Genomic DNA, 5,775 nt, shown 5'->3' on the forward strand with positions numbered 1-5,775 from the left:
ACACAGCCTCCACCACCTTCGGCCATTCTCCAGCGCAGCTCGATACTCACCCGAAGTCGCGGGTCGCAGCGTCGAGCGTTCCCAGCTCCATTCCAGTCGCGCCTGCGCGTGCGATCGCGACGTCCTTGTCCAGATAAGGCCGGATCCGCGCGACCGAAGCCTCAGCATCCCCGTTGCGGCTGAGAACCGTCAGCGCGAAGCTAGCCGCGCTGCCGCGCAGCAGCGCCTCGGCTGCGGTCCCGGCATCGAGCCCCTCCTCCTCAACGAGACGCAGCGCATCACGTGCGATGGCGACATGCGCCCCAAAGGTAAGATTGTTGATGACCTTAAGCGTCATGCCACTGCCCAGCGGGCCGACATGCGCGATGTACGCAGAATGAGCGTCAAACACGGGCCGGACCCGTGCGACCTGCTCTTCGGTGCCGCCCACCAGCAAGGTAAGTCGGCCCTCCGCCGCTTCCTGCGGCCCTCCACTGAAGCCTGCGTCGACCACGTCAATATCGGGACGCATCGTGGCGAGTTCACGCACGAAGGCGGCGCTCACCGTGCTGTGGACGACCAGGATCGCCCCTGCAGACATCGCCGCCAGACCCTGCCGCTCGACCAGAACCTCGCAAATCTGCTCGGCCGAGAACAGGTTGACGCAGACAACCTCCGCACCGCGCACCGCCTGCGAAACGTCGTCAATCACGGTGCCGCCTGCCGCGCGAATGGCATCATGTTCCGCCGGACGACGCGCGTAGCCGGTCAACGTATGTCCTGCCTGCACTATGCTGAGCGCCATGGGCGCCCCCATTGAGCCAAGACCGATCCACGCCACCCGCATTGTCTCTCCTCCTCCGAGCGATAGTCGCTGCGGCCGATGATCATTCATCCGATCTCCAGCCCTAATACGGCGACTCTCTGGTCCGACTTTCTCATCCGCGATCATGCCTATCGCTTTCCATCTCCGCCCGTGCAACGAGTTTGAGAAGCCCTGCGCATTCCCAAACGTCGTTCTCTTTTGGGAATTTTCCCAACCGTCTAAAGCATGAACGAGACTAGGGAGGGTTTGGATGGACGTTCAGCGACTGGCGGCTTTTACCTATGATAATCGTGGCGGTAATCCGGCCGGCGTTGTCCTCTGCGATGCGCTCCCCGATCCTACCCGTATGCAGGCCGTTGCGGCGGAAGTGGGCTATTCCGAAACCGTCTTTGCCGCACGCACACCCGAAGGCTACCGGGTGCGGTACTTCGCCCCAGAAGCCGAGATTCCTTTTTGCGGCCATGCAACGATAGCGTTGGGAGCGGCGCTCGCGACCCGAGAAGGCGATGGTGCTTTCAAGCTCAAATTAAATGAAGGCGAGGTCACCGTCGAAGGCCGATGCGGCGTGGATGGTCTTAGCGCGGCGCTCGTATCGCCGCCCACGCGGAACTGTCCAGCACCTTCACACCTGCTGGAAACCGCCTTAGCGCTGTTCGGCCTGACCGACGCCGACCTTGATCCTCGGATTCCGCCGGCAATCATTGACGCGGGAGCGCGTCATCTCTTGTTGGCGATGAACAACCGGGCTGCACTAGCGGCCATGCGGTATGATATGCAGGCCGGCGCCGAGCTCATGCGAGAGTGGAGCTTAGCGACAATCAGCCTTGTCCATGCAGAAACCCTTGGCCGCTTCCATGCACGCAACCCTTTCGCTGCCGGTGGTGTGTACGAAGACCCGGCGACCGGAGCCGCTGCCGCAGCATTGGCGGGCTACCTACAGGCTCTCGGCATCGAAGCCGGGGACCTCGAGATCGTGCAAGGCGAAGATATGGGCGTGCCCTGTCTGCTACACGCAGCCGCGCCGACAATCCCGGGAGGCGGTGCCCGCGTTCAAGGAACGGTGCGGCGCATCGAGGGGTAGGCATAAGCCTTCGTTACCAGGCGTTCCCAAAACACCTTCCCAATCGGGAAAGCCGTTGCCCTTCCGATCCTGGCCGCAACCCATCATAGGCTGCGTATGAGCGAGACAATCCGGTTAGCCACCCCCGATGATGCTGCGACTGTTACTGCCCTCACCAGGTCGGCCTATTCCAAATTGATTCCGCTCATCGGTCGCGAACCGCTACCGATGAGGGCGGATCATGCCGCCCATATCCGGGATCATCGCGCAGACCTCCTGTTTGTTGGAAAAGACCTGGCCGCGCTTGTCGAAACCACCGAACGCGACGAGGACGTGCTGATAGAGAACGTGGCCGTCGGTCCGAACTTTCAAAAACGCGGCTACGGTCGAAAGATGGTCGCATATGCCGAGCAACTGGCGCGTGAGGCCGGCCTGACCACGGTTCGCCTCTAGACGAACCAGAAGTTTGAAGAGAACTTACGCCTCTACGCCTCGCTCGGATATAAGATCGAGCGAGAAGAAGCTCTCAATGGAGGCGTCGCTATCCACATGGTGAAGGTGGTCGCGTAGCTTTCCCAATTGACCATCGAACTTCGGGAATGGCGGGGGTTTGGTGGCTAGCTGCCCTGGCCGGTTTTGACCAAGCGGTAACGATAGCTGCCGTTTAACCGTGGTAGCGGCGGCGGCTGCTCCCGACCAGACCCGGTCGCCCGATTAGCCACCGCGAACGTCTTTCCCTGACAGAAGCTGCCATTTGGCTCCCCCGAAGCGAATTGTCAGCAAGTCGCCTCAAGTCGACCGTTCGCCAACGAAGCGGCAGTCAGTGCACCCCGCCTCGGGAAACTTGCGGCCCGCGACGCGGACTCAACTGCGATCGGTCTTACGGTCGCTTCGAGATTGACAATAATCGCGGCGGGGAATGAACTCCTGCAATGGGGATCCTCACGAACATCAAGTCGCTGCAGGGAATGGGATATACGCCGCTCGCGGCGCGCGATCACCATCTCTGGACTTCCGGCGCTATAACCTGATCTACGGGTTCAACGGTTCGGGAAAGAGCAGGCTGTCGCGGCTGTTCGCAAGCCTCGAGTCGGGCGAACCGCACCCGAAGCTCCCGCAGGGCGGCACGTTCGAAGTAACCCTGGACGACGGGGCGGCGTTCGCAGCCATAGCGGCCGCCATCGGCCATTGACTGCTTCCCACCACGTTCGGGCAAAAGCTGCCCGGCAGGAGTCGCCAACTTGCGGACAGCCTGTCAGCTGTTCTGATCATCCCGGGAGCGGCCGATTGTTCAGCCGCCGTCACCGGTCAGTCTACGACGACGATCATCCGTCCTCGGCCATCTCGAACGATGTTCGGTCGGAGTGGTTAAGCATGTCGTCGCTCATGTGGGTGAGCACCAAGCGCTTGGGAGCCAGTTCGCTCAGGTTGGCCTCAATTGCATTAAGGCTGAGATGGGTGGCCACCGTCTTGTCGCGGAAATAGGCTTCAGCGATGAACAGGTCAGCATCGCGTGCGGCAGAAATCAACGTCGGCGTCCACTCGGTGTCGCCGGTGTAGGTAACTGCCCGACCCTCGGTCTCGATCCGCACGGCATGGTAGGGGCCGTCGGGCGGGCCGTGGAGTGCCTGGAAGGCGGACACCGAGATGTCACCGCTCACCAGCGTTTCCCCAGCGGCAATCTCGACGAGGTTCAAAGCAAACTTCTGAGGCGCAGCGAACGAGCCGGGAAACGCGGTGTCCATCACTCGTTCGTACCAACCTGGCAGGCCAGTCGGCCCGATAATGGTGAGCGGTGTACGACGTTTGCTGAAGAACTGAGCGTCGAGGATGAAGAACGGAATGCCGCCAAAATGATCGGCATGGAAATGCGTGATCACGATCATGGTGATGGCGTTGCGATCGATGCCGAGCTTGTTCATCGCCACCAAGGACGAGGCGTCACAATCAATGAGGATGTTCGTACTTTCGCCAGTCAGGTGAAAGCAGGTGTTAAAGCGCCCGCCTGAACCGAACGCGTCGCCGCAACCGATAAATTGAAGCGACAAAGCCATGAGGATTCTCCCGGTCGAAGCTAGGGCAGGTGAGGCGCTCAGCGTTAGACAGGCGACAATTGTTCAAACAGATGGTCATTGCTCACGGGTTGCGTGAGCTTTAGTCACAGTTGATATGCACCAATTGCCTCCGCTGAATGCCCTACGGGTCTTCGAGGTTGCCGCTCGGACGGGCAGTTATGCGGAGGCGGCGCGCGAGCTTGGCGTCACTCATGGAGCGGTGAGCCGGCAGATCGCCACGCTCGAGAACTGGTTGGGACAGAGGCTCTTCGTCAAGGACGGCCGGCACATGGTGGCAACGCCGTTGGCCAGCGTTTTTGCGGCTGAAGTCAGCCTTTCATTTGACCGGCTGAAGTTTGCAGCTCACGCTTGCGGTCGCCCCGGCGTGCGCCGCATCCTGCGGGTGAGCGCCCCGGCTAGCTTCGCGATGCGCTGGCTGATCCCGCGACTGCCGGACTATCACGCCGACCACCCCCAGGTCGAAGTCACCGTAACGACGATCTCGACCGTACTCGAGGAGCTGCGTGGCGGCGTCGACGTGGCAATCCGACGAGGCGGGCCCCAGCAACATGCCTGGCCGCTGCACCGGGTCATTCCGGTACTGGACGATGTCGACACGCTGATCATGAGCCCAACGCTTTTCGCGCGCCGACCAGTTCTCGATCCAGGTGATCTAGGCCGTAGACTCATAAATCCGTAGCCACAGGCGCATTGAGGCAAGTTGGACCATTGCGAGGAAGTTCTCGGCCAGCTTGTCGTATCGGGTGGCAACTCGGCGGAAGTGCTTCAACTTGGAGAAGAAGCGTTCGATCAGGTTGCGCTCGCGGTAGAGCCAAGTGCTAAAGTACGGTTTCGACCGTCGGTTGGCCTTTGGCGGGATATTGGCGAACGCTCCTTTCTCGCGGAGAGACGCCCGGATGCGATCCGCATCGTAGGCCTTGTCCGCCAGCACGACTGCTTCGGCACCTACATGGCTTAGCAGATCGTCAGCGGCTTGGCCGTCATGGCTTTGTCCAGCGGTAAGGCTCAGTCGGATCGGGAGACCTTGCCCATCGACGACCGCGTGGATTTTGGTCGTGAGCCCACCTCTGGAGCGACCGAGACAATGATCTCGATCCCCCTTTTTGCCGTCGCAGCCTGCTGGTGCGCCCGGATTGATGTGCTGTCGATCATCTGAAGGTCGCCGTCGTGGGCGGCAGTGATGGCGTCCATCATCCGGTCCCATACGCCCGCCTTCCGCCATCGTATAAATCGGTTGTAGCAGGTAGTTCGCGGACCATAGCGTTCAGGCAGGTCACGCCACGGCGCACCTGATCGCAGTACCCAGAAGATGCCGTTCAACACGCGGCGGTCATCGACACGTGGCACCCCTCGCGGTTTGTTGGGCAGAAGCGGTTCGATCACACGCCACTCGAAGTCGGTCAGATCATATCGGCTCATGCCGACGCTGAATCAGCAAACGGGCGAAATGGAAAGGGCAGATGGTCGAGTGCCGCTTGCGATGTTAGGATTCCGGCATGGCGCTATACCCGAAAATACAGCTCTCCCGTTTGCGCGACATCGGTTGGAAGCTTTGGGATCCGATCGGATTGGCAGATGAGCACGGCACTTGTGGCGAAGGATGCGCCGACGAATATGATAGCTATCTGCTGCACGTCGTCAGCATGCTCTGCCACGATAGCTCGAAAGACGAAGCAACAACGTACCTAGTCGGAATCGCATCCGATCATATGGGATTATCGGTCGTAGACCCCGACGCCGCTGCCACCACAGCGTGTGCAATCGCAGATTACCTCACTTCCCTACCGGACGGCCCGACGACCATCCGCTGATGCGTTTATGAGTTCACGGCCTAG

8 protein-coding genes are annotated in these 5,775 nt (G+C 60.8%); 5 read left to right on the forward strand and 3 right to left on the reverse strand.

Going from position 1 to position 5,775, the window contains the following annotated elements:
* Positions 1–46: 46 nt before the first annotated feature.
* Complete coding sequence (locus ABVV53_RS16250) at positions 47–874, reverse strand: NAD(P)-dependent oxidoreductase (RefSeq protein ID WP_353984606.1); 828 nt, start codon at positions 872–874, stop codon at positions 47–49.
* 181 nt (positions 875–1,055) lie between these two features.
* On the opposite strand from ABVV53_RS16250, the gene ABVV53_RS16255 reads away from it, so the two are divergent.
* From ABVV53_RS16255 to ABVV53_RS16265, 3 genes are all read left to right on the forward strand, one after another.
* Complete coding sequence (locus tag ABVV53_RS16255) at positions 1,056–1,886, forward strand: PhzF family phenazine biosynthesis protein (protein ID WP_353984605.1); 831 nt, start codon at positions 1,056–1,058, stop codon at positions 1,884–1,886.
* A gap of 96 nt (positions 1,887–1,982) precedes the next feature.
* On the forward strand, positions 1,983–2,318 hold the full coding sequence (locus tag ABVV53_RS16260) for a GNAT family N-acetyltransferase (protein ID WP_353984604.1): 336 nt from the start codon (positions 1,983–1,985) through the stop codon (positions 2,316–2,318).
* Between the two features lie 466 nt (positions 2,319–2,784).
* The gene (locus tag ABVV53_RS16265; protein WP_353985488.1) at positions 2,785–3,057 is read left to right on the forward strand and encodes an AAA family ATPase; all 273 of its coding nucleotides are present in this window, start codon (positions 2,785–2,787) and stop codon (positions 3,055–3,057) included.
* Between the two features lie 133 nt (positions 3,058–3,190).
* On the opposite strand, the gene ABVV53_RS16270 is transcribed toward ABVV53_RS16265, so the two are convergent.
* Positions 3,191–3,919 (reverse strand): MBL fold metallo-hydrolase, encoded by a 729-nt coding sequence (locus ABVV53_RS16270; RefSeq protein ID WP_353985489.1) that lies wholly within the window; start codon positions 3,917–3,919, stop codon positions 3,191–3,193.
* Between the two features lie 115 nt (positions 3,920–4,034).
* On the opposite strand from ABVV53_RS16270, the gene ABVV53_RS16275 reads away from it, so the two are divergent.
* On the forward strand, positions 4,035–4,619 hold the full coding sequence (locus tag ABVV53_RS16275; protein ID WP_353985490.1) for a LysR family transcriptional regulator: 585 nt from the start codon (positions 4,035–4,037) through the stop codon (positions 4,617–4,619).
* Here the strand turns inward: ABVV53_RS16275 and ABVV53_RS16280 are convergent.
* Positions 4,593–5,359 (reverse strand): IS5 family transposase gene (locus ABVV53_RS16280; RefSeq protein ID WP_353982420.1). Its coding sequence is split into 2 segments (ribosomal slippage): positions 4,593–5,047 and positions 5,047–5,359, totalling 768 coding nucleotides; the frame shifts between segments, so codons are not numbered across the junction. The two genes, ABVV53_RS16275 and ABVV53_RS16280, sit on opposite strands and share 27 nt — an antisense overlap.
* 77 nt (positions 5,360–5,436) lie before the next feature.
* Between ABVV53_RS16280 and ABVV53_RS16285 the strand changes: the two genes are divergently transcribed.
* Entirely contained in the window at positions 5,437–5,751 is a 315-nt protein-coding gene (locus ABVV53_RS16285; protein WP_353982419.1) for a hypothetical protein, read from the forward strand.
* Positions 5,752–5,775: the final 24 nt, after the last annotated feature.

The organism is Novosphingobium kalidii (assembly GCF_040534015.1).
In the GTDB taxonomy this organism is placed as follows: domain Bacteria; phylum Pseudomonadota; class Alphaproteobacteria; order Sphingomonadales; family Sphingomonadaceae; genus Novosphingobium; species Novosphingobium kalidii.